The organism is Vibrio sp. Vb0598 (assembly GCF_033338935.1).
GTDB classification, from domain to species: Bacteria; Pseudomonadota; Gammaproteobacteria; order Enterobacterales; family Vibrionaceae; genus Vibrio; species Vibrio alginolyticus.
In genome coordinates, this window is the sequence record NZ_JAWOTP010000255.1 from 1 (window position 1) to 1,092 (window position 1,092).

The 1,092-nt window shown below is 45.9% G+C and carries 1 protein-coding gene and 1 pseudogene; one reads left to right on the plus strand and one right to left on the minus strand.

All coding sequences use genetic code 11. The features are described 5' to 3' along the window. Nucleotides 1-926 (plus strand): response regulator (locus R7Q38_RS24500; protein ID WP_318114672.1); only part of this gene is annotated, 926 nt, incomplete at its 5' end. Nucleotides 927-995: 69 nt separating this feature from the next. On the opposite strand, the pseudogene R7Q38_RS24505 reads toward R7Q38_RS24500, so the two are convergent. After that, nucleotides 996-1,092, minus strand: a pseudogene (locus tag R7Q38_RS24505) (holo-ACP synthase); the annotation flags it as partial.

Below are 1,092 nucleotides of genomic sequence, written 5' to 3' on the forward strand. Positions count from 1 at the left end.
ATCAAATCCAGTGCTTAACCAAACCGCTATCTCGCCGTAAGCTGCTGCAAAGTTTGATCAATGAACATGTTGAAGCACCTCAAGCTATTACCGCTCCTGTTGCAACAGAAGAAAGCGAACGACTGCCACTGACGGTGCTCGCGGTGGATGATAACCCTGCAAACCTAAAACTGATTTCAGCACTACTGAAAGAAAGGGTTGAAACCGTAACGGCTTGTAGCAATGGGCAGCAAGCCGTAAATCTCGCTACCGAGAAGAAATACGACCTGATCTTTATGGACATCCAAATGCCATTAATGGATGGCGTGACCGCTTGTCAGAACATCAAAGAGCTTGAGCTAAACAAAGACACACCAGTGATCGCCGTTACTGCGCACGCTATGGCCGGAGAGCGCGACCGCCTACTCGCAGCAGGTATGGATGATTACCTCACCAAACCAATTGAAGAGCATGTACTGCAACAAGTGTTGGTCCACTGGAATCCGAATACCTGTACAGAAAGCATAGGGAAAGTTGCGCCGTCCTACGTCGATGAACCAGCAAGTGAAGCACCTGCTACAGCTGAAAATACACAACCTGATGTGATTATTGACTGGCAAGCCGCATTGAAACAGAGCGCTAATAAGGAAGACTTAGCCAAAGATATGCTGCGTATGTTGATCGATTTCATTCCAGAAGTAGAAGAAGTTGTCGACCACGCACTTGAGCAAGACGATTATTCGCGTGAAGAGTTAATTCATGTGATCCACAAACTGCACGGCAGTAGCTCTTATTGTGGCGTACCAAGGCTAAAATCTCTCTGTGCTACGCTTGAACACGCACTTCGTTCAGGAGCCAGCATTGAAGAAATTGAACCTGAAATGTTTGAACTGCAAGATGAAATGATTAAGGTCACCACCACTGCAAAACTTTATCTAGAGCAGTAGCATTCTGACTAAACTTCATACAAAAAAGCCAGAGCATTTGCTCTGGCTTTTGTTATTCAGCTTAAAGGGTTAGGATTCAAGAATCACGGTCGCAACCGCGTAGTGACGTTCATCAGAAATGGATAAGTGCACGTGATTAACGCCCATCGTCTGCGCCATTTTTTGA